22 protein-coding genes and 1 tRNA gene are annotated in these 21,621 nt (G+C 71.2%); 11 read left to right on the top strand and 12 right to left on the bottom strand.

All coding sequences use genetic code 11. The features are described 5' to 3' along the window. Positions 1-25 precede the first annotated feature (25 nt). The gene (locus tag IQ210_RS11400; protein WP_194078776.1) at positions 26-868 is read right to left on the bottom strand and encodes a M24 family metallopeptidase; all 843 of its coding nucleotides are present in this window, start codon (positions 866-868) and stop codon (positions 26-28) included. A gap of 262 nt (positions 869-1,130) precedes the next feature. Here IQ210_RS11400 and IQ210_RS11405 point away from each other — a divergent pair, with 262 nt between their 5' ends. The 7 genes from IQ210_RS11405 to IQ210_RS11435 all read left to right on the top strand — a co-directional run bounded on the left by IQ210_RS11405 (position 1,131) and on the right by IQ210_RS11435 (position 5,775). Continuing rightward, positions 1,131-2,105, top strand: a complete 975-nt coding sequence (locus IQ210_RS11405; RefSeq protein ID WP_194078978.1) for an ABC transporter ATP-binding protein — start codon at positions 1,131-1,133, stop codon at positions 2,103-2,105. Beyond that, positions 2,095-3,003 (top strand): ABC transporter permease, encoded by a 909-nt coding sequence (locus IQ210_RS11410; RefSeq protein WP_194078777.1) that lies wholly within the window; start codon positions 2,095-2,097, stop codon positions 3,001-3,003. The genes IQ210_RS11405 and IQ210_RS11410 overlap by 11 nt, the downstream gene beginning before the upstream one ends. Beyond that, positions 3,000-3,911 carry an ABC transporter ATP-binding protein gene (locus tag IQ210_RS11415; protein ID WP_194078778.1) on the top strand — a complete coding sequence of 304 codons (912 nt, stop codon included), beginning with the start codon at positions 3,000-3,002 and terminating at the stop codon, positions 3,909-3,911. Before IQ210_RS11410 ends, IQ210_RS11415 begins: the two co-directional genes overlap by 4 nt. Before the next feature lie 10 nt (positions 3,912-3,921). After that, entirely contained in the window at positions 3,922-4,641 is a 720-nt protein-coding gene (locus IQ210_RS11420) for an ABC transporter permease subunit (RefSeq protein ID WP_194078779.1), read from the top strand. A gap of 111 nt (positions 4,642-4,752) precedes the next feature. Beyond that, on the top strand, positions 4,753-4,986 hold the full coding sequence (locus tag IQ210_RS11425) for an SGM_3592 family protein (RefSeq protein ID WP_194078780.1): 234 nt from the start codon (positions 4,753-4,755) through the stop codon (positions 4,984-4,986). Positions 4,987-5,248: 262 nt separating this feature from the next. Further along, positions 5,249-5,333: transfer RNA gene (locus IQ210_RS11430), tRNA-Ser, on the top strand. Positions 5,334-5,358: 25 nt separating this feature from the next. Further along, positions 5,359-5,775 (top strand): hypothetical protein, encoded by a 417-nt coding sequence (locus IQ210_RS11435; RefSeq protein ID WP_228047447.1) that lies wholly within the window; start codon positions 5,359-5,361, stop codon positions 5,773-5,775. Here IQ210_RS11435 and IQ210_RS11440 read toward each other — a convergent pair. The 9 genes from IQ210_RS11440 to IQ210_RS11480 all read right to left on the bottom strand — a co-directional run bounded on the left by IQ210_RS11440 (position 5,772) and on the right by IQ210_RS11480 (position 15,624). Beyond that, complete coding sequence (locus IQ210_RS11440; protein ID WP_194078781.1) at positions 5,772-6,596, bottom strand: HAD family hydrolase; 825 nt, start codon at positions 6,594-6,596, stop codon at positions 5,772-5,774. The two genes, IQ210_RS11435 and IQ210_RS11440, sit on opposite strands and share 4 nt — an antisense overlap. Next, positions 6,593-7,870, bottom strand: a complete 1,278-nt coding sequence (serS, locus tag IQ210_RS11445) for a serine--tRNA ligase (protein WP_194078782.1) — start codon at positions 7,868-7,870, stop codon at positions 6,593-6,595. Before serS ends, IQ210_RS11440 begins: the two co-directional genes overlap by 4 nt. Before the next feature lie 584 nt (positions 7,871-8,454). After that, a complete protein-coding gene (gene pheA, locus IQ210_RS11450) occupies positions 8,455-9,387 on the bottom strand; it encodes a prephenate dehydratase (RefSeq protein ID WP_194078783.1) in 933 nt (310 codons plus the stop codon). 107 nt (positions 9,388-9,494) lie between these two features. Continuing rightward, the gene (gene efeB / locus IQ210_RS11455; RefSeq protein ID WP_194078784.1) at positions 9,495-10,784 is read right to left on the bottom strand and encodes an iron uptake transporter deferrochelatase/peroxidase subunit; all 1,290 of its coding nucleotides are present in this window, start codon (positions 10,782-10,784) and stop codon (positions 9,495-9,497) included. A gap of 6 nt (positions 10,785-10,790) precedes the next feature. Then, the gene (locus tag IQ210_RS11460) at positions 10,791-12,701 is read right to left on the bottom strand and encodes a copper resistance CopC/CopD family protein (RefSeq protein WP_194078785.1); all 1,911 of its coding nucleotides are present in this window, start codon (positions 12,699-12,701) and stop codon (positions 10,791-10,793) included. Between the two features lie 14 nt (positions 12,702-12,715). Next, on the bottom strand, positions 12,716-13,168 hold the full coding sequence (locus IQ210_RS11465) for a copper chaperone PCu(A)C (protein WP_194078786.1): 453 nt from the start codon (positions 13,166-13,168) through the stop codon (positions 12,716-12,718). Continuing rightward, the gene (locus IQ210_RS11470) at positions 13,165-13,818 is read right to left on the bottom strand and encodes an SCO family protein (protein ID WP_194078787.1); all 654 of its coding nucleotides are present in this window, start codon (positions 13,816-13,818) and stop codon (positions 13,165-13,167) included. The genes IQ210_RS11465 and IQ210_RS11470 overlap by 4 nt, the downstream gene beginning before the upstream one ends. Positions 13,819-13,909: 91 nt before the next feature. Next, entirely contained in the window at positions 13,910-14,662 is a 753-nt protein-coding gene (locus IQ210_RS11475) for a YcnI family copper-binding membrane protein (RefSeq protein WP_194078788.1), read from the bottom strand. Positions 14,663-14,808: 146 nt separating this feature from the next. Beyond that, positions 14,809-15,624, bottom strand: a complete 816-nt coding sequence (locus IQ210_RS11480; RefSeq protein ID WP_194078789.1) for a hypothetical protein — start codon at positions 15,622-15,624, stop codon at positions 14,809-14,811. A 231-nt stretch (positions 15,625-15,855) separates the two neighbouring features. Between IQ210_RS11480 and IQ210_RS11485 the strand changes: the two genes are divergently transcribed. The 4 genes from IQ210_RS11485 to IQ210_RS11500 all read left to right on the top strand — a co-directional run bounded on the left by IQ210_RS11485 (position 15,856) and on the right by IQ210_RS11500 (position 18,824). Next, positions 15,856-16,305 carry an ATP-binding protein gene (locus tag IQ210_RS11485; RefSeq protein WP_194078790.1) on the top strand — a complete coding sequence of 150 codons (450 nt, stop codon included), beginning with the start codon at positions 15,856-15,858 and terminating at the stop codon, positions 16,303-16,305. Positions 16,306-16,359: 54 nt separating this feature from the next. Beyond that, positions 16,360-16,920 carry a GNAT family N-acetyltransferase gene (locus IQ210_RS11490; protein ID WP_194078791.1) on the top strand — a complete coding sequence of 187 codons (561 nt, stop codon included), beginning with the start codon at positions 16,360-16,362 and terminating at the stop codon, positions 16,918-16,920. A gap of 104 nt (positions 16,921-17,024) precedes the next feature. Next, complete coding sequence (locus IQ210_RS11495) at positions 17,025-17,975, top strand: intradiol ring-cleavage dioxygenase (RefSeq protein ID WP_194078792.1); 951 nt, start codon at positions 17,025-17,027, stop codon at positions 17,973-17,975. 9 nt (positions 17,976-17,984) lie between these two features. Next, on the top strand, positions 17,985-18,824 hold the full coding sequence (locus tag IQ210_RS11500) for a triphosphoribosyl-dephospho-CoA synthase (RefSeq protein ID WP_194078793.1): 840 nt from the start codon (positions 17,985-17,987) through the stop codon (positions 18,822-18,824). Positions 18,825-18,861: 37 nt separating this feature from the next. Here IQ210_RS11500 and IQ210_RS11505 read toward each other — a convergent pair whose 3' ends face one another. Then, positions 18,862-20,097: an MFS transporter gene (locus tag IQ210_RS11505; RefSeq protein WP_194078794.1), complete on the bottom strand. Its 1,236-nt coding sequence runs from the start codon at positions 20,095-20,097 to the stop codon at positions 18,862-18,864. Positions 20,098-20,186: 89 nt separating this feature from the next. Beyond that, positions 20,187-21,548 (bottom strand): MocR-like pyridoxine biosynthesis transcription factor PdxR, encoded by a 1,362-nt coding sequence (pdxR, locus tag IQ210_RS11510; RefSeq protein ID WP_194078795.1) that lies wholly within the window; start codon positions 21,546-21,548, stop codon positions 20,187-20,189. Between the last annotated feature and the right edge of the window lie 73 nt (positions 21,549-21,621).

Consider the following 21,621-nt stretch of genomic DNA (forward strand, 5'->3'; position numbering starts at 1 on the left):
CGCGCGCCTTCGAGAACCAACCCGGTCACTTGCCCTCCGCCCAGCGCCGCACATGCGGCAGGTCGTCGTCCAGCCAGAAGGCGCTCTCCTCGGGGTCCTTGGAGTCGGTGACCACGAGGATCTCCTCGAACTTCGCGCCCGTGCCCCGGAATCCGAGGTGCGGTTCGACCGCCCACAGGCCCGGCCGCGGCGGGTGGTCGGAGAAGCGGTACGGCGACCGCAGCGGGGACCAGCCCTCGCGGTGGCCGTGCAGCGCGTCGGCCGCGAGGCCCTTCAGCGACTGGGTGCCGAACCCGAAGACCTTCGGGGACCAGCGGCGCTCCTTCACCCGGTCCACTTTGTGGGCGATGACACCGAACGGGTAGGCACGATGCCGGTTCGCGTAACCCTGGCGGACCATGAGCCGGTCCACGTCCTCGTAGATCGCGCGCAGCGGGCGCCGCTCGCGGACCTCGCGCAGGATCAGCTCGCGGTGGGCCTCCAGGTCGTCCATCAGCTTGTCCTGCAGGGGGTTCAGGCCGAGGGAGCCCGAGTAGCCGATGTCCGCGGTGAAGCCGCCGTGGACCGGGGCCATGTCGAGGATGAACGGCATCCCGGGCTCCAGACGCCGGTCGGTGGGGAAGAACTGGAGCGGGACGCGGAAGTTCACGAACGCCGTGCGGTCCCCGAACCAGGCGAAGGGGAGATGGAACCAGTCCCGCACCCCGCGCTCGCGCAGCCACACGCGCTGCATCCGCGCCGCCTCGCGCTCGGTCACTCCGGGTTCCAGGCTGGCCGCGACGGCCTCGGCGCACTCGTACGCCAGCCGCTGGACCTTCCTGAATCCCCGCAGTTCCGCGGCGCGTTCGCCTGCCACTGCCGTCGTCATGCGACCCCGTCCCACGCAGTCCACGCCGACTGCGCTACGTGCCCGTAACTTGACACCGCCGAATGTGACAGTTGTTAGAGGCTGCGTCAACAGCACGGGTCGGCCTGTGGAAAACCCTGACGCGAGCCCCGCCGAGCGGCCCCTCCGTAGCTCTCAGGCATGGCATCCCCTACGGGCCCGTACATCTGGAGGCTGACCCGAAGACAGCTCTGCGGTGTGACGACCACGAGTGGCGCGGGTCACTACTGTCGAAGACGTGACTGTGATCGCGACCGAAAGCCTGAGCAAGCGGTTCCCCCGGGTGACCGCGCTTGACCGGCTCTCCGTGGACGTCGGACCCGGTGTGACGGGACTCGTCGGAGCCAACGGAGCCGGCAAGTCCACACTGATCAAGATCCTGCTGGGTCTGTCCCCCGCCACCGAGGGCCGCGCCGAGGTGCTCGGCCTCGACGTCGCCACCAAGGGCGGCGCCATCCGCGAGCGCGTCGGGTACATGCCGGAGCACGACTGCCTGCCGCCCGACGTCTCGGCCACCGAGTTCGTCGTCCACATGGCGCGCATGTCCGGCCTGCCGCCCGCCGCCGCGCGCGAGCGCACCGCGGACACGCTGCGCCATGTCGGGCTGTACGAGGAGCGCTACCGCCCCATCGGCGGCTACTCGACCGGCATGAAGCAGCGCGTGAAGCTCGCCCAGGCCCTCGTCCACGACCCGCAACTGGTCTTCCTGGACGAGCCGACCAACGGCCTGGACCCGGTCGGCCGCGACGAGATGCTCGCCCTGATCCGGCGCATCCACACCGACTTCGGCATCTCGGTCCTGGTCACCTCCCACCTCCTGGGCGAACTGGAACGCACCTGCGACCACGTGGTCGTCGTCGACGGCGGAAAGCTCCTGCGCTCCAGCTCCACCACCGACTTCACCCAGACCACCACCACCCTCGCGATCGAGGTCACCGACACCGACGAGCACCCGGACGGCACCCGCGCGGTGCGCGAGGCGCTCCACGCGCGCGGGGTGACCGTCGAGGCGGGCAGCGGCCTGCCCGGCGCCGGCCACATCCTGCTGCTCACCGCGCAGGGCGAGGAGACGTACGACGTCGTCCGGGACGTCGTCGCCGACCTCGGCCTCGGCCTGGTCCGCATGGAACAGCGCCGCCACCACATCTCGGAGGTCTTCAAGGACGACCAGGAGACCGAGGAACAGCAGCGGAAGGAGGCCGTCGGCCATGGCAGCTGAACACCCGGTCGCCACCCCCGCGGGCGACCAGACCCGCATCCACAACATCGGCTACCGCGCCTACGACGGCCCCCGTCTCGGCCGCTCCTACGCGACCCGGTCCCTGTACTCGCAGTCCCTGCGCGGCGCCTACGGCCTCGGCCGCTCGGTCAAGTCCAAGGTGCTGCCGATGCTGCTGTTCGTCGTGATGTGCGTCCCGGCGCTCATCATGGTCGCCGTCGCGGTCGCCACCAAGGCCAACGACCTGCCGGTCGACTACACGCGCTACGCGATCATCATGCAGTCCGTGATCTGCCTGTACGTCGCCTCGCAGGCCCCCCAGTCCGTCTCGCGCGACCTGCGCTTCAAGACCGTGCCGCTGTACTTCTCGCGGCCGATCGAGACCGCCGACTACGTCCGCGCCAAGTACGCGGCGCTGGCCTCGGCGATGTTCATCCTGACCGCGGCTCCCCTGCTCGTCCTCTACGTGGGCGCGCTGCTGGCCAAGCTGGACTTCACCGACCAGACCAAGGGATTCGCGCAGGGACTCGTCTCCGTGGCACTCCTCTCACTGCTCTTCGCCGGCATCGGCCTGGTCATCGCGGCCGTCACCCCGAGGCGCGGCTTCGGCATCGCGGCCGTCATCGCCGTCTTCACCATCTCCTACGGCGCCGTCACCACCCTCCAGGCCATCGCCGACGCCCAGGGCAGCACCTCCGCCATCCCGTGGATGGGCCTCTTCTCGCCGGTCACCCTCATCGACGGCGTCCAGACGGCCTTCCTCGGCGCGACCCCCTCGCTGCCGGGCGGCCACGGCCCCTCGAACGGCCAGGGCGTGGTGTACGTCCTCGTCGTCCTCGGCCTGATCGCCGCCAGCTACGGCCTGATGATGCGCCGCTACAAGAAGGTGGGACTGTGACCACGCTCTCCATCGACCACGTCTCCCGCTGGTTCGGCAACGTGGTCGCCGTCAACGACGTCACCATGACGATCGGCCCCGGCGTCACCGGCCTCCTCGGCCCCAACGGTGCCGGGAAGTCCACCCTCATCAACATGATGGGCGGCTTCCTCGCCCCGTCCACCGGCACCGTCACCCTCGACGGACAGCCGACCTGGCGCAACGAGGCCATCTACCAGCACATCGGCATCGTCCCCGAGCGCGAGGCGATGTACGACTTCCTCACCGGCCGCGAATTCGTCGTCGCCAACGCCGAGTTGCACGGCCTCGGCGCCAAGGCCGCCCAGAAGGCGCTCGCCACGGTCGAGATGGAGTACGCGCAGGACCGCAAGATCCAGACGTACTCCAAGGGCATGCGCCAGCGCGTGAAGATGGCGTCCGCCCTGGTCCACGACCCGTCCCTGCTGCTCCTGGACGAGCCCTTCAACGGCATGGACCCGCGCCAGCGCATGCAGCTCATGGACCTGCTGCGCCGCATGGGCGACGAGGGCCGCACGGTCCTGTTCTCGTCCCACATCCTCGAAGAGGTCGAGCAACTCGCCTGGCACATCGAGGTCGTGGTGGCCGGACGGCACGCGGCCAGCGGCGACTTCCGCAAGATCCGCCGCCTGATGACCGACCGACCGCACCGCTACCTGGTGCGCTCCAGCGACGACCGCGCCCTCGCGGCCGCGCTGATCGCCGACCCGTCCACGTCCGGCATCGAAGTCGACCTGGCGGAAGGCGCGTTGCGCATCCAGGCCGTCGACTTCGGCCGTTTCACCGCCCTGTTGCCGAAGGTCGCCCGCGACCACGGCATCCGGCTGCTGACGGTCTCGCCGTCCGACGAGTCCCTCGAGTCCGTGTTCTCTTACCTGGTCGCGGCGTAGGAGGCCGAAGATGTACGACCCCACAGTCGCCCGACTCACCTACCGGGCCCTGCTCGGCCGCCGCCGGGCCCTCATCCTGGGCGCCCTGCCCCTGCTGCTGATCGTGATCTCGGTGATCGTGCGCGCCCTCGTCGGCGCCGACGACCAGACCGCGTCCGACCTGCTCGGCGGCCTCGCGCTCGCCACCATGGTGCCGATCATCGGCGTGATCGCCGGCACCGGCGCGATCGGCCCGGAGATCGACGACGGCTCGGTGGTGTACCTGCTGTCCAAGCCGATCAAGCGGCCCACGATCATCTTCACCAAGCTGATCGTGGCCGTCGCGGTCACCATGGTCTTCTCGGCCCTGCCGACCCTGGTCGCCGGCCTCATCCTCAACGGCAACGGCCAGCAGATCGCCGTCGCCTACACGGTCGCCGCGCTGGTCTCCTCCATCGCCTACGCCGCGCTCTTCCTGCTCCTGGGCACGGTGTCCCGGCACGCGGTCGTCTTCGGCCTCGTCTACGCCCTCGTCTGGGAGGCCCTGTTCGGCTCCCTGGTCTCGGGTGCGCGCACGCTCAGCGTCCAGCAGTGGTCGCTGGCGGTGGCCCACAAGGTCGCGGGCGGGGACCTGGTCACCTCGGACGTGGGCATCGTCACGGCGACGGTCCTGCTGATCGCGGTGACCGTGCTGGCCACCTGGTACGCCGGACAGAAGCTGCGGACGCTGACGCTGGCGGGCGAGGAGTAGGCGCAGCGGGAGCCGGCCCCTGGGAGAGTCAGACGCCGCGCTTATTGACGGGGGCTTCACCCCCGCCCCGGCAGACTGGATCGACGGAAATGCACTGCTAGGAGGACGGGGATGGCGGACGCGCACCACGACGAGCGGGACCGGTCCGGGGACGACACCTGGGACGGCCTCCTCCTGGACGAGGACTTCATACGTTCCGCGGAGACCTCGGAGCCGTCCGCCCGGGCCCGCATGCTCGCCGCCCGCTGGCGCGCGGAGGCCCCCGAGCCACAGCCCTGGCGCTCCGACGAGCCGCCGGCGGGGTGGTTCTTCAGCAAGGGGCGGCGTCGCCGGTGGCGGCGGTAGGGGAACAGACGGCCGATTAAATCAGTGGCGGCCAACTCGGCGTACAGGCACGATGGTTGTGTCCACGCCGCCGGGTCCCACCGGCGCCACTGACCGGGGAGGTGTTCGACGATGTCCATGCACGGCAGTCCGTCGAGCACCCTTCAGGGCAGTCCGCGGAGGACTCCGGTGTAGTTACCCCACCGTCGAGTCCACCGCACCGGAACTGCCCGGGGCGGCCGCTTCGAGCACGCGATGTCGCTCTCGCGTGGGCCGCCCACCCGGAGGATTGGCCGAGAGGCAAGGCACCGGCTTGCTAAGCCGAGGTCGGGGGAAACTCCGCGCACGTTCGATCCGTGCATCCTCCGCAAGACGCGATTACGTTCAGCCGACATGACAGACATGACGGGCGCAGCGGACATCGCGGAACCCATCTACTACATCGACCGCTCGGACATCCGAGAAGGCAAGCTCGCCGAGGTCAGGGAAGGCATGCGGGATCTCGCCGACTTCATCGAGGCCCGCGAGCCGCAGCTGATCGCCTACCGCTTCTATGTCGACGAGTCCGGGTCCGCGATGACGACGGTCGCCGTCCACCCCGACCCGGCCTCGCTGGAACTCCACATGGAGGTCGGCGGAGCCAAGTTCCGCGCCTTCCGCGAGCTCATCCGCATGAACTCCATCGACGTCTACGGCCGACCGAGCCCGGCGGCAGCGGAGCAGCTGCGCCGGAAGGCCGAGATGCTCGGTGGTGGCACCGTCACCTTCCACACCCTGCAGGCGGGCTTCAGCCGCACAGACCGGCCCTAGCCGAGCAACCGCTCCAGCACCACGGCGATCCCGTCCTCCTCGTTGGAGGACGTCACCTCGTCGGCCACCGCCTTGAGTTCCTCGTGTGCGTTGGCCATCGCCACGCCTCGAGCCGCCCAGCCGAACATGGGAATGTCGTTGGGCATGTCGCCGAAGGCGATCGTGTCCGCGGCCTTCAGGCCGAGCCGGCGTGCCGCCAGCGACAGTCCCGTCGCCTTCGACAGACCCAGCGGCAGCAGTTCCACGATGCCCGCGCCCGCCATGGCGACGTTCACGAACCCGCCCGCGGCCTGCCGCGCGGCCTCCGCGAGCTCGTCGTCGGACAGCTCCGGATGCTGTATGTAGATCTTGTTCAGCGGCGCGCTCCACAGATCGGCCGAGTCCGTGAAAGGGGTGGCGGGCAGATCGCCGGTGAGCGCGTAGCCCTGCCCGACCAGCACCTCCCCGTCCAGTCCGTCCCGGCTGGCCGCCAGGTACAGCGGGCCGACCTCCGCCTCGATCTTCGCGAGCGCGACCCCGGCCAGCTGCCGGTCCAGCGTCACGGACGTCAGTAGCCGGTGCGCTCCGGCGTCGTACACCTGCGCGCCCTGCCCGCACACCGCGAGGCCCTCGTAGCCGAGGTCGTCGAGGATGTGCCGGGTCCAGGGGACCGCGCGGCCGGTCACCACGATGTGCGCGGCACCGGCCGCCGTGGCCGCGGCGAGCGCGGCACGGGTGCGGTCCGAGACCGACTCGTCGGAGCGCAGCAGCGTGCCGTCGAGGTCGGTCGCGATCAGCCGATACGGAAAGCCCTCGGCCGCGGTCGAAGTCGCGTCGCTCACTTGGCGACCGGCTCCAGCACCTCACGGCCGCCCAGGTACGGGCGCAGCATCGCGGGGACGCGGACGGAGCCGTCGGCCTGCTGGTGGTTCTCCAGGATCGCCACGATCGTGCGCGGTACGGCGCACAGCGTGCCGTTCAGGGTCGCCAGCGGCTGCACCTTCTTGCCGTCGCGCATACGGACGGCGAGGCGGCGGGCCTGGAAGCTGTCGCAGTTGGACGCCGAGGTCAGCTCGCGGTACTTGCCCTGGGTCGGGATCCACGCCTCGCAGTCGTACTTGCGCGAGGCGGAGGCGCCCAGGTCGCCCGAGGCGACGTCGATGACCTGGAACGGCAGCTCGAGGCCGGTCAGCCACTGCTTCTCCCAGTCCAGGAGCCGCTTGTGCTCGTTCTCGGCGTCCTCGGGGGCGACGTACGAGAACATCTCGACCTTGTCGAACTGGTGCACGCGGAAGATGCCGCGGGTGTCCTTGCCGTAGGTGCCGGCCTCGCGGCGGAAGCACGGCGAGAAGCCGGCGTAACGCAGCGGCAGCTGGTCGGCCTCTAGGATCTCGTCCATGTGGTACGCGGCGAGCGGGACCTCGGAGGTGCCGACCAGGTAGTAGTCGTCCTTCTCCAGGTGGTACACGTTCTCCGCGGCCTGGCCGAGGAAGCCGGTGCCCTCCATGGCACGCGGGCGGACCAGCGCGGGGGTGAGCATCGGGACGAAGCCGGCCTCGGTGGCCTGGGCGATCGCCGCGTTGACGAGCGCCAGCTCCAGGAGGGCGCCGACACCGGTCAGGTAGTAGAAGCGCGAGCCGGAGACCTTCGCGCCGCGCTCGACGTCGATGGCGCCCAGCGCCTCGCCGAGCTCCAGGTGGTCCTTGGGCTCGAAGCCCTCGGCGCCGAAGTCGCGGATGGTGCCGTGCGTCTCCAGGACGACGAAGTCCTCCTCGCCGCCGACGGGCACGTCGGGGTGGACGAGGTTGCCGAGCTGGAGGGCGAGGCGCTTGGTCTCCTCGTCGGCCTCGTGCTGCTCGGCGTCGGCCGCCTTGACGTCGGCGGCCAGCTGGCCCGCCTTCTTCAGCAGCTCGGCCTTCTCGTCCCCGGAGGCCTTGGGAATGAGCTTGCCGAGCGACTTCTGCTCGGAACGCAGCTCGTCGAAGCGGACGCCGGACGACCTGCGCCGCTCGTCGGCGGACAGGAGAGCGTCGACGAGCGCGACGTCCTCTCCACGGGCGCGCTGGGACGCGCGCACTCGGTCGGGGTCCTCACGGAGCAGGCGAAGGTCAATCACGCGCTCAAGGCTACCGGTGCCGGGTGAGCGCCCACGACTCACTATTCCGCGCCGACCCCTTACCTACCGTTATGGGGGAATTGCCCTGTGTATGCGAGCGTGTCAATAAAAGGCGTCTCACTCCCTGGAACGAAGCAAGAGGTTAACGGCGGGTTGACTCGATTCCCTTGTGGCGAACGGGACTTGGAGGCGGCTTCGTCCACAGGAATCCACAGCGCCGCAGAGTTATCCACAGGGTGTGCGAAAGATCTGTGGATGCCGGAAGTGATCATTCCCAATCGGATCCCGCGGGCTGGGAATTCCCGATCCAAACGCTCTTCACGCCCACTTTCGGGTGGAAAAGGGTCGCCCCAAAGGATTGATCAATGGAAACGGGTGGACGAAGAGTGACCTGTCGGGCTGTGGACGAAGTTGGGTGCTGTAGGGCGATTTGTCGACTGGGTGGCGCTTCCGTGTCGACTTGTCCCCAGGTCGAGATGGCGGCCTGTGGATAACTCCTGTGGATAACGAAAATATGCAGGTAGGAACGGACGGAAACGGTCCCCGAACGGTCGGGAAACGGGCCGGAAACCCGGCTCGGCGCGCTAGAAACGCCCGTCCTGGCAGCGCGCCACCCAGTCCGACGCCGCCATGAACTCGTCGTCCGAGGTCCCGCGCAGCGGCGGCCGCACCTCGCCCTCGGTCGCGTCCGCGCGCGGGTACGAACCGAGGAACCGCACCTCCAGGCAGATCCGCTTCAGGCCCATCAGCGCCTCGGCGACCCGGCGGTCGGAGATGTGGCCCTCGGCGTCGATGCAGAAGCAGTAGTTGCCGATGCCGGCGCCGGTGGGACGGGACTGGAGCAGCATCAGGTTGATGCCGCGGGTGGCGAACTCGCCGAGCAGGTCGCGCAGGCCACCGGGGTGGTCGTCGCGCTGCCACAGCACGACGGAGGTCTTGTCGGCGCCGGTCGGTGCGGCGGGCCGGGCGGGGCGGCCGACCAGCACGAACCGGGTCTGCGCGTTCTCCGCGTCGTGGATGCCGGTCTCCAGGGCCTCCAGGCCGTACAGGGCCGCGGCGAACTCTCCGGCGAACGCCGCGTCGTACTGGCCCTCCTGCACCAGTCGGGCGGCGTCCGCGTTGGAGGCGGCGGACTCCCAGTGGGCGTCCGGGAGGTGCTTCTTCAGCCAGTTGCGGACCTGCGGCTGGGCGGCCGGGTGCGCGGAGACGGTCTTGATCTCGGAGAGCTTCGTGCCGGGCCGGACCAGCAGCGCGAAGGTGATCGACAGCAGCACCTCGCGGTAGATCATCAGCGGCGCGCCCGCGACCAGCTCGTCGAGGGTGGTGGTGATGCCGCCCTCGACGGAGTTCTCGATCGGCACGAACGCGGCCTCGGCCTCGCCGCCGCGCACCGCGTCCAGGGCGGACTGCACGGACACGTACGGGATCAGTTCCCGCGTGGCCGCCTCCGGAAGCGTGCGCAGAGCGGCTTCGGTGAAGGTGCCCTCGGGACCGAGGTACGCATAGCTGGCTGGCATGACCTCACCCTAATGGGCCTTGCGGAACGCCGGGCACTCGTCCCAGTACGGCCCCACCGCTGAGTGAACCGGCGTGACCCGGAGCCGCCCGCGCCGTTGGCACGCGCTCACCCTTCCAGCAGCCCCTGCCCCACATACTCCCCTTCCGCCGCCCCACCCGGCACCGCGAACAGCCCGCTCGACTCGTGGCGGATGTACCGCGACAGCGCGTCCCCGCGGTCGAGCTTGCGTTGGACGGGGACGAAGCCGCGCAGGGGGTCGGCCTGCCAGCAGACGAAGAGGAGGCCCGCGTCCGGGACGCCGTCCGTGTCGATGCCGTCGTGGAAGGACCAGGGGCGGCGGAGCATCGCCGCGCCCCCGTTCTGGTCGGGCCGGGTGATCCGGGCGTGGGCGTTGAGGGGGACCACCAGGTCGCCCTTGGCGTCGGTCTTCTCCAGGTCCATCGCGGTCGTCTCGGAGCCCCCGGTCAGCGGCGCCCCGTCCGCCTTGCGACGCCCGATGACCTGCTCCTGCGCCTTCACCGACAGCTGCTCCCAGTCGTCGAGGAGCATGCGGATACGGCGTACGACGGCGTAGGAGCCGTTCGCCATCCATGCGGGGTCCCCCGAGGAGGGCACGAAGATCCGCCGGTCGAAGTCGGATTCCGTCGGCTTGGGATTGCGGGTGCCGTCGATCTGGCCCATCAGGTTGCGGGCCGTCATGGGGTGGGCGGTGGCGCCCGGCGACCGGTTGAAGCCGTTCATCTGCCAGCGGACCTTCGCCGCGCCGCCCGCGTCCTTCTGGATCGCGCGCAGGGCGTGGAAGGCGACCAGGGCGTCGTCGGCGCCGATCTGCACCCACAGGTCGCCGTTGCTGCGCGCCTTGTCGAGCCGGTCGGAGGAAAAGTCGGGCAGCGGATCGAGGGCGACCGGCCGCTGCTTCTCCAAGCCGGTCCGCGCGAAGAAGCTGTGCCCGAAGCCGAAGGCGATCGTCAGCGAGGACGGACCGGCGTCGCGGGCGACGTCCGTGTCGTCACTCGCCATGGCCTCGCCCGCCATCAGCCGTCGTGCCGTCTCCGACCAGCGGCGCAGCAGTGCGGCCGCCCCCTTGCGGCCCGCGCCCGCCGCCAGGTCGAAGGCGACGAGGTGGCCGCGGGCCTGGAGGCCCTGGAGGATGCCGGGCTGATGTTTCCCGTGAAACATCACCTCCTCGGCGCCGAGCGAGGTCAGCGGGGTGGCCTCGGCGGGCCGGGCGGCGTATCCCACGGCTCCGCCGGCCGCGCCGAGCACGAGCCCGGTGGCACCGGCGGTGCCGAGCAGTCGGCGCCGCGAAAGGCCCTCCTTGGAGGCACTTTCGGAAACGCCGTCATTAACTGCCTTCTCGGGCGTCCGGGTCTGCGGAATGGACTGGTCAGCCACGGTGGTTCAGCCGATCTGCGCGTTCTTGGAGACGGTGGTCTGGTCGATGTCGGAGGTCCGCACGGTCACGGCGACCTTCCAGTCGCCCGCCATGGGGAGCTGTACGCCGGCGGCGGACCAGTGGCCGGTGGTGATGCGGTCGGGGGTGACGGGCAGCGGCCCGATGTTCTTGGCCTCCAGGGTGAAGGACACCTTCACCTCGGGGACGTCGAAGGCCCGGCCGTTGGGCCGCTCCACGTAGACGTGCATCTCGTTGGCGCCCACGCGCGCGGGGTTGAGGTCGATGCGGACGAGTCCCTTGCCGTCCTCGCCGCCGGTGTCGAAGGGCATGTCCAGGGTGACCGCGGCGGACGAGTCGGCGGTGGAGGACGAGGAGGAGGCGGACGAGGAGGTGGCCGCCTTGGCGTCTTGTTCGGTGCGTCCGGGCTCGGTCTGGGTGAGCACGGTGGTGACGGCGAGCAGGACGACGGCGACGCCTGCCTCGGCGAGCACCGAGCGGCGCAGCCCGAACCGGTCGGGGTCGGCGTCGCGCTGCCGCTTGCGCCGGGCGGCGTCGACGGCGGCCTGCTGCCGGGCGAGCTGGGCGGCCCGCCGGGAGTCGGCCCCGGCCGCTCCGGCACCGACGCGCTCCTTCTCCCGTACGGCAGTCCCGTCCGCGTCGGTCTCCTCGGCGTCAGCGAGCGTCACCGACCCCGCGTCTCCCAACCGCCCGGTCCACCGCCGAGAGATCCACGCGATGCCGACGAGCAGCGCGACGAGTCCGATCTTGACGAGCAGCAGCTGGCCGTACCTGGTCTCGGTGAAGGCGGACCAGGAGCCGAGCTGACGCCATGACTGGTAGATGCCGGTCGCGACGAGGGTGAGGACGCTGCCGAAGGCGAGCGTGGAGAAGCGGCTCACGGCGGAGCGCTCGATGGGGGTGTCCGCGCGGTACAGGGCCACGAGGAGTGTGCACAGGCCGCCCAGCCAGGCTGCGACGGCCAGCAGGTGGATCACGTCGACGGGCATCGCGATGCCGGTCTGGAGGCCGGTGGAGGCGTGCTCGGCCATGGCCCAGCTCGCGGCGAGCCCGGCGGCGACGACGGTGCCGCCGATGGCGAGCCCGAAGGTCAGGTCGCGCTTCTCCTCGTCCTCGCGCTTGTCGTAGGCGCCGAAGAGCACGGCGATGAACAGCGCGGCTGCGGCGAGCAGCAGCAGCCGGGAGACGAGCGCGGCGCCGGTCTTGGTCTGCAGGGCCTGGCCGAGCAGGCTGAGGTCGAAGACGTCGCCGACGGAGCCGGTGCTGGTGTAGGAGCCGCGCAGGAGCAGCAGCAGGAGCGTGGCGGCGGTGAGCGCGAGCCATCCGGAGACGACGGTGCGCTGTACGGCCCGTACCCCGGAGCCGCGCTGCCAGCAGGCGAGGACGAAGGCGGCGCCGCCGACCATGACGGCGAACCCGGCGTAGGAGACGTAGCGGCCGAAGCCGTAGAGCCAGCCGACGACCCCGCCGCCGGCGGTCTGGCCGGAGACCGAGACGCTCGTCTGGGAGGGGGCGCCGATGGAGAAGGTGTAGGCCCCGGCGACGGGGTGGCTGTCCTCGGAGACGACCTGGTAGGTGACGGTGTACGTGCCGTCGGGCAGCCCGCTGTGCAGCTGTACGGCGTAGGTGGTGCCGCTGACGTTGGACGCCTTGCCCTGGTCGACGCGCTTGCCCTTGGGGTCGAGGACCCGGAGTGAGCCGTCGGACATCGCGACCTTCTCGGAGAAGGTGAGCGAGATCTGGTCCGGGGCCTTGTCGACCACCGTCCCCTGCTGGGGGTCGCTGCCGGTCAGCGCGGCGTGCGCGGAGGCCGGCCCGGCACCGGCGAGGAGCAGTCCGGTGGCCGCGAGGAGCAGCAGCACCAGGACCCGTACGCGGGGGGCGATGGTCTGCGTCAAGGTGGGTCCCTCCCTCAGTGTCCGGTCTTGGGGGTGTACGTCGCGGACTTCACCGGCATCTCGACGGTGACCGGATCGGAGTCGGCGAAGTGCAGTTCGACGGAGACGGTCTCGCCCTGCTTCGGCTGGTGCTTCAGCTTCTCGAACATCAGGTGGGTGCCGCCGCTTTTGAACACGAGTTGACCGTGTGCGGGTACGTCGAGGCGCTTGGTCTCCTGCATGGCGGCGTCGACCGTCTCGTGCATGGTGACCTCGCCGAGGTCACTGGTCACGGACGTCAGCTCGTCCTTCGTACCGCCCTTGTTGGTGACGGTCAGGAAGCCGGCGGCCATCGAGTCGGAGACCGGCTGTGGCATGTAGGCGCCGGAGACGGACAGGTCGGCCGCTTCGTCGTCGGACGAACCGCAGCCCGCCAGCAGCAGGGTCCCGGTCAGGGCGACGCCGAGGAGCGCGGCGGTGCGCCTCACGGAGTCTCTCCCTTGACGAGCTTGGGGAGGTCCTTGATGTAGTCGTCGACGGTGGCGTCCTCGGTGTAGAGGACGTACCCGCCGTCGGTCTTCGGGGAGAAGGCGACGACCTGGGTGCCGTGCGTCGAGACGATCTTGCCGTTCTTGTCCTTGTGCGGGGCCTCGATGGTGATGCCGAGGGTGCGGGCGCCGGCCTGGATGGTGGCGAAGTCGCCGGTGAGGCCGACGACCTGGGAGTCGATGCCCTTGAGCCACTTGCCGAGCGCCTTCGGGGTGTCCCGGTCGGGGTCGGTGGTGACGAACACGACCCGCAGCTCGTCCTGCTGCGCCTTGGGCAGCTTGCTCTTGGCCACGGCGATGTTGCTCATGGTCGTCGGGCAGACGTCGGGGCAGTTGGTGTAGCCGAAGTAGATCAGCGTCGGACGGCCCTTGGTCTGCTCGCGGAGGTCGTACTTCTTGCCGTTCGTGTCCGTGAGGACGAGGTCCGGCTTCTCGAACGGCTTGTCGAGGACGATGGCGGCCTTGGTGTTGGCGGAGTCCTCGGAGACCACGGAGACGGGCGAACCGGTGTCGTCACCGCTGCCGCAGGCGGTCAGGGTCAGGGAGGCGGCGGCGAGCAGGGCGGCCGCGGCGAACGTCTTCTTGCGCATAGAGAAATGTCCCAGATGTGATGGCTCCGGCGTGCACCGGGGGCGTACGGGTGGCCGTGCAACCCCCGGTGCGACGCGCGGACGGGCGGACTCAGGCGTCGGTGCCCGGGCTGGTGCGGCGGCGGCCCGCGAGCACGCCGTACGCGACGCCGAGCGCGCCGACGACGATGCCGACGACGCCGAGCACCCGGGCGGTGGTGTCGCTGCTGTCGGCGGGGGCGGCGGTCTCGGTGGCGGTGTTCTCGGCCGACTTGGCGTCGTCGGAGGCCTTCTCGGCGTCCGTCGAGCCGTGCGAGTGGCCGTCCTCGGTCGCCTCGGACAGCGTCAGCACGGGCGCCGGGTTCTCCGGCTCCTCCTGGCCGTCCTGCTGGACCTCGATCCAGCGGACGACCTCCTTGTTGGAGTACGTCTGGATCGCCTTGAAGGTCAGTTCGTCGGCGTCCTCGGGGAGGGCGCCGACGGAGACCGGGAACTTCTGGAAGAAGCCCGGCTGGATGCCCTTGCCGGTGGCGGTCCAGGTGATCTTGGAGACGGCCTGGTCGATCTTCTCGCCGTGCATCTCGATCGGCTTGTCGAGCGTGGCCTTGGTGACCTTCACGTCCCAGCCGTCGACCGGCTCCGGCATCGCGGAGGCGAGCGGGTGGTCGGTCGGGAAGGTGACCTCGAGCTTGGTGGTCGAGGCCTTGTCGCGCTCGTTCGGCACCTTGAAGTCGACGACCGCGTAGCCGCCCTTGGCCGCAGTGCCCTCGGGCTGCACGCTGACGTGCGCGAACGCGGGGGAGGACAGGACGACGACGGCCGAGGCGGTGAGGGCGCCGACGGCGGCGATACGAGAGGTCTTCATGAAAAGGGGCACTCCACTTCGAGAGGTGATTCCGGTGATGAAGAGGGGTACGCGCGCGTGGAGGTGCCCGACGGCTGTCGGACACGGGCACGCGTACGTGGGCCGCACGACGGCGGCCTCCCCTTCCCGGGAAGTGGCGCGTCGTGTCAGGCGGCGAGTGCGAGAGCGTCGGCGGCCGGTGGGCCGCGCCTGATCACCGTGTGCTGGAGTGCGGTGGTACGGGGTGCGGGCGGCGCGAGCAGCGCGGTGCGCGGCAGCGCCGGGCCGGTCAGCGGTGCGCCGGGCAGCCCGGCCCGCAGGGTGCGGACCAGGGCGAGCGCGCCGCGCAGGGACCGTACGAGAGCCCCCTCGGCGACGCCGTGCGCCGACAGTTCGGCCAGCCGCAGCAGCGCCAGGTCGCCGTGGCGCAGCAGCCAGCCGGCGGCCAGGGCCGCGAGGACGTGACCGAGCAGCATCGGCAGGGAGGGCAGCAGCGAGACGGAGGAGCCGTCCGTCATGGCGTCCGCGGACATGTCCATGTGCGCGTGCGTGCCCGGATACAGGCGCGCTTCGGAAAGGATGCGGGCCGCCTGGACGGGGCTGATCGCCGCCGCGGTGGTCCCGCAGACCAGGCGCGCGGCCTGCTCGATCAGGGACGCGTCGCTCATGCCGGCCATGGAGGTCGTCGACGGCTCGGCCGCGACGGTGTGCTGCCCGAGCCCGAACAGCGTGTGCAGCACGACCTGTCCGGCCGTGAGCAGCCCCGCGATGCCCGGCAGCGACCGCACGCGTCCGGCGAGCGGCGCGGCCACCACGGCGACCCCGAGGAATCCCGCGCCGAGGGTCCACAGCGGGACCGTGGCGCAGGAGGCGAGCACGTGCCCGCCCGCGGCCAGCACGACGCAGACCGCGGCGAACACCGCGGCCCGCAGGACCCGGAGGCCGGTTCCGGTGCGCGCCGTGCACGGGTGGGGGGCAGTCATGGCGGGCTCATCATCGCACTGGCCTTACGGCGGCCATACGGCAGGTCCACAAGATGACGTACGAGTCGTACGACCGGAAGATCACCTTCTGGCGCAAACGGCCCCACATACCCCATTCAACGCCCCCTACGCATCCCCCATATGGGCGGCATCACGTCGACGGTGTGCTTACACCCGGGCACGGGCGGCAATACGTAACGGTATGTCGAGCCGCGGCCGGGAGGCTGGAGCATGAGCATCTGGTGGTCACTCCATCTGCGGCGCGAGGCTGCGAGCGTTCCGCTGGCCCGGCGCCTGCTGCTCGGCACCATGGAGACGGCGGGCGTCGACCCGGACGTCTCCTACGACCTCTCCGTCGCCCTCAGCGAGGCCTGCGCCAACGCCGTCGAGCACGGCGGGGACACCGGGCACGGCGGCACCTCGGAGGCGTACCGCGTCACCGCCTACCTGGACGGCGAGAAGTGCCGTATCGAGGTCGCCGACTCCGGCCCCGGGTTCCTCCGCTCCGCACCCGCCTTCCGCCGCGCGCCCAGCGAGGCGGAGCACGGCCGCGGCCTGTGTCTGATCCAGGAGCTCGCCGACCACGTCCACATCGGCAACAAGCCGGGCCGGGGCGGTGCGGTGGTCAGCTTCGACAAGATCCTCAAGTGGAAGAAGGACGCTCCGCTCATGGCGGTGTAGGGCTCTCCACACGGCTCAACTGCTGTTGTCAGTGGCCCCGGTTAGGGTCGCGGCATGGAGATCGAGTCCGAAGAGCTGCCCGGTGGCGTGGTCCTGCGTCCCGCCGCGCCCGGTGACGCCGAGGCGCTGTGCGCCGCCTACGTCGCCAACCGGAAGCATCTCGAGCCGTGGGAGCCGCGCCGCCCCGAGGACTTCTTCACCGTCATGGGCCAGCGGATACGTCTGGACGAGCGGCTCCGGCAGTTCGCGGAGGGCCGGATCGTGCCGTGGCACCTGGAGTCCGACGGGCGGATCGTGGGCGCGATCACCCTGACCGGCATCATCCTGGGGCCGTTCCGCAGCGCCTACCTCGGCTACTGGATCGCCGCCGACCAGCAGGGCCGGGGCCTCGCGACCGCCGCCGTGGAGCGGGTGAGCCGGGCCGCGCGGGAGACGGTCGGGCTGCACCGCATCGAGGCCACCACGGTCGTGGACAACGCGGGTTCGCAACGCGTGCTGGAGAAGTGCGGCTTCGAGCCGATCGGCCTGGCGCCGCGCTATCTGCACATCAACGGCGAGTGGCGCGACCACCGGATGTTCCAGCGGATCCTGCACGACGACGACCCGCAGCCGTGACGAAAGCCCCGTGAAGGGGCCGTATTTCAGCTTCCTCAGCATTCACAGGCGGCTCCCAGCGTCCTCCGATCCCCCTGACGGACAGCGTCCCTAACTTCCCGATCATGACGGGAAACCACAAGGACAAGACGATCACCCGGCGCCGCGCCCTCGCCGTGACCGGCGGCACGGTCGCCGCGGGCGGCCTCGCCGTCGCCGGCTACCAGTCGGCCTTCGCCGACACCGAGACCACCGCCGACGCGACCGCCACCGCGTCGGCCACCAGCACCAGCAGCGCGTGCATGACGCTCATGACGAGCGTCACCGAAGGCCCGTACTACCTGGACGGCGCCCTGGTCAGAAAGGACATCACCGAGGGCAAGAGCGGCGTCCCGCTCACCCTGCGCCTGACCGTCGTCGACGCCACCGACGGCTGCACCCCGGTCCCCGGCGCGGCCGTGGAGATCTGGCACTGCGACGCCTGGGGCTACTACTCCGGCTACACCACCGCCAACCCCGGCGGCTCGGCCCCCGCCGAGAGCGAGGACGGCTCCACCGCCAACGACGCCACCTACCTGCGTGGCTACCAGATCGCCAACGGCAACGGGGTCGTCAAGTTCGAGACGATCTTCCCGGGTTGGTACACCCCGCGCACCTGCCACATCCACGTCAAGGTCCACACCGGCGGCGAGAAGGAGGACGGCACCTACGAGGGCGGCAAGGTCAACTACACCGGCCAGTTCTTCTTCGACGACGACATCGCCCAGGAGATCTTCACCCTGGAGCCGTACTCGAAGCACTCCGGCAGCTACACCACCCTCGACAACGACATGGTGTACGACGGCGGCGGCGCCTCCAGCGGCCTGCTCACCCTCAAGGCGGTCAAGAAGGCCGACCCGTCCAAGGGCTACAAGGGCTTCCTCACCCTCGGCATCGACCCCGACGCCGAGAGCACCGGCGCGGGCAGCGGCGCCGGCGGCGCCGGCGGCACACCCCCGAGCGGCGCGCCGACCGGCGAACCCCCGTCCGACGCTCCGTCCGAAAGCGCCACTGCCTCCGCCTCGGCGTCCTCGTAAGGTACGGCCATGAGCAGCCGCGAGGACGAAGCGCTGGCGCATGCCGCCGTGACCGCGCTGACCGGGCAGCTGGCCCTGGCTCCCAAGCCGGGGCTGCCCGATCCGCGCGACCTGGACGCACGTACCACCCGCCTGGACCACAGCGCCCTGCGCTGGTCGGCGAAGGCGCTCGTACCCGGCCTCGCGGCCATGGCCGCCGCCGCCCGCCGCACCGGCGAGCCGACTCCCGGGCTCCGCAGCGAACTTGGCGCGATCGGCCGCTGCACCGAGCACTCGGTGGGCCTCGCGGGCGGCGGCCACCGGGGTGCCCTGTGGGCGCTCGGCCTGCTGGTCGCCGCGGCCGCCCTGAACCCGGGGACGACGGGCTGGGAGGTCGCCGCGACCGCCAAGAGCATCGCCCGGCACCCCGACAAGCGGGCCCCGCGGCGGCCGTCGCGCGGCTCGTCGGTGTCGGCGAAGTACGGCGCCGCCGGGGCGCGTGGCGAGGCGCGGGCCGGATTCCCGCACGTACGGCGGGCGTTGGACGCGCTCGCCGCCGCCCGCAAGGCCGGCGCCACGGAGGCGCAGGCCCGGCTGGACGCCCTGCTCACCGTGATGTCCACCCTCCAGGACACCGAACTCCTCTACACCGCGGGCCCCCTCGGCCTGCGCCACGTCCAGGCGGGCGCCCGCGAGGTCCTGGAAGCGGGCGGCACGTCCACGGCGGCGGGCGCCACGGCCCTCGCCGCCTTCGACGAGGACCTGCACACGCGCGCGTGGAGCCCCCGCGGCAGCGCGGGGCTGCTGGCGGGGGCGCTGTTCCTGGACTCGCTTCCGGTACAGGCGGGTTCACCGGCCAGGGCGGCCTGAACGCGGGTCGGCAGCCCGGACGCGCGCCGGGTGGCCGTCAGTTCACGAGCACCGGCTGCGGGCCGGCCTCCGGCTGGGAGACGCCGCGCCGGCGTCGCGCCACCGGCCCCATGGCGTACGACGCCACGAGCGTCGCCCCTCCCAGCAGCAGCCACCCGGCCGTGCCCCACCCGAGCAGCAGCGTCGTCAGCACGAGCGGCCCCAGCGTCCGCGCCACCGTCACCCCGGTGCCGAAGAAGCCCTGGTACTCGCCGACCCGGTCGGCCGGCGCCAGGTCGAAGGAGAGCTGCCAGGACCCGGCGGACTGCCCCATCTCCGCGACGACCTGAAGCACCGCCCCGACGACCAGCGCCCCGGCGGCCGGCCACGCCGAGCCGCCCGCCGACAGCGCGAACGCCCCGCATGCCGCCAGCATGACCCACCCCGACCGCCGCACCGCGCGCGTGGCCGACGCGAGCCCCGTGACCCCGCGCGCCATCCGCACCTGGAACAGCATCACGGCCCCGGTGTTGAGCACGAACAGTGCGGAGACCAGCCACGCCGGTGCGTCGGTCCGCTCCGCGATCCAGAGCGGCAGCGCGAGGCTCAGCAGCGGCATCCGCAGCAGCAGGACGGTGTTGAGGAGCGTGACGGCGACATAGCGCCGGTCGCGCAGGACGGCGAGGCCGCCGTGACGTTTCCGCTCGGCAGCGACGGGCGCCACCGAAGGCAGCCGCAGCAGCACCCCCGCACACACCACGAAGCTCAGCACATCCAGCGCGAACACCCCGAGATACGCCGCCCGCGTCCCCGCCTGCAGCGCCAGCCCGCCCAGCCCCGCGCCCACCGCCAGTCCCGCGTTGAACGCCGACTGCAGATGCGCCAGCAGCCCGGTCCGCTCCCCGGCCGGCACCAGCCCCGCCAGCAGCGTCTGCCGGGCCGCCGCCAGCCCCGACTGCGCGGCGGCGTAGACGCACGCGGCCACGACGAACGGCACGAACGCACGCACGAAGAGGAACGCCGCGACAGCGACCCCCGCCACCACCGCGAGCAGCACCGCCGTCCCGCGCGCCCCGCGCCGGTCCGCGAGGCGCCCCAGCGGCACCCCGGCCACCGCCCCGAGGGCCCACGCGAGGGTGAGCCCGAGCCCCACGCGCGCGGGGGCGAGCTCGACGACGTACGTGAAGTAGAGCGCCGAGGTCACGAGGAAGGCACCGTCACCGACGGCGTTGGTCAACTGGGCGACGGCGAGGACGCGTTGCGGCCCCCTGGGCGGGACGAGCGAGTTCGTCATACGACCGACGTTAAAAGCCGACTGGACCGACAAACAGGCCCAATCACCGGCCCTTTCCTTGGCCCAATCCGCCCTCGCTGGGACGGCCTTCAGGCCTCTCCCCGACCCCGTCCATCGAGCACCCGCCCCAGCGCCTCCAACGCCTCCGGATAGACCCGCTCCCGAGGCGTCCCGTACCCCACGACCAGCCCCTGCGCCCGCCCCTCCCCACCGTCCGCCGTGTGCCAGTGATCCCCCAGCCGCCCCACCGCGACCCCTGCTGCCTCCGCCCGCGCGAAGGCCTCTTTCTCGTCGGCGACCTCCACCAGCGCGTGCAGCCCGGCCGCGATCCCGCGCACCGCCCGCCGCTCCCCGAGCCGGTGCAGCAACTGGTCCCGGCGCCGCCGGTACCGCAGCCGGCACGCGCGCACATGACGGTCGTAGGCATGACCGTCGATGAGCTCGGCGAGCGCCAACTGCCCGATCGTCTCGGTGTGGTGATCACTGTGCAGCTTGGCGTCGGCGACCGCGTCGACCAGGTGCGGCGGCAGCACCATCCAGCCGAGCCGCAGCGCGGGCCCGAGGGTCTTGGACGCGGTGCCCAGATACACCACCTGCCCCGGGGCCATTCCCTGGAGCGCCCCGACGGGCTGCCGGTCGTACCGGAACTCCCCGTCGTAGTCGTCCTCGATGATCAACCCGCCACGCGCGCGTGCCCAGTCGGTGACCGCCCGCCGCCGCGAGGGATGGAGCGTCACCCCGGTCGGATACTGATGCGCCGGCGTCAGCACGACCGCCCGCGAGTCCCTCAACTCCCCCGCACAGGCCCCCTTCTCGTCCACTCGCAGCGGCACGACGCGACCGCCCGCCCGACGCACCACCTCCCGGTGGAAGGCCAGCCCGGGATCCTCCATGGCGATCTCGCCCCCGTCCAGCACGCGCGTGAGCAGCGCCAGCCCCTGGACGTACCCCGAGGTGATCACGATCCGCTCCGGCGGCGCGACGACCCCGCGCGCCCGCCCCAGATACCCCGACAGCGCGTTCCGCAGCTCGATCCGCCCGCGAGGATCTCCGTAGTCGTACGCCAGTGAGGGCGCCGTCGCGATGGCCCGCCGCAACGCCCGCAACCAGGCGGCGGCAGGAAAGGCCCCGACGTCCGGACTCCCAGGCCGCAGATCGAACCGAGGCGCACGCGCGCGTGAGGCGACGGGAACAGCCGCGGCCTCGGCAACGGGCAGCGCGGCGACCTGCGTCCCGGCCCCCTGCCGAGCGGTCAGATACCCCTCGGCGACAAGCTGGTCATAGGCGGCCTTGACGGTCCCCCGAGAAACCCCGAGCTCCTCTGCCAGCCGCCGAGTAGCAGGCAACCGAGCCCCAGGAGCAAGCCGCCCATCGCGCACGGCATCACGAAGGGCACGCTCAATCCCGTGACGCCGCCCCTCGGAAGCGATGAGCTCTATATGCAGGTCCACACCAACCCCCTGCTTCTAGGGGCGCGGGGAACTGCGCGACAAGCCCCCACACACCCGCAGCCCGCAACGAAGG

Origin of the sequence: Streptomyces justiciae (genome assembly GCF_015163075.1) — a bacterium.
GTDB classification, from domain to species: domain Bacteria; phylum Actinomycetota; class Actinomycetes; order Streptomycetales; family Streptomycetaceae; genus Streptomyces; species Streptomyces justiciae.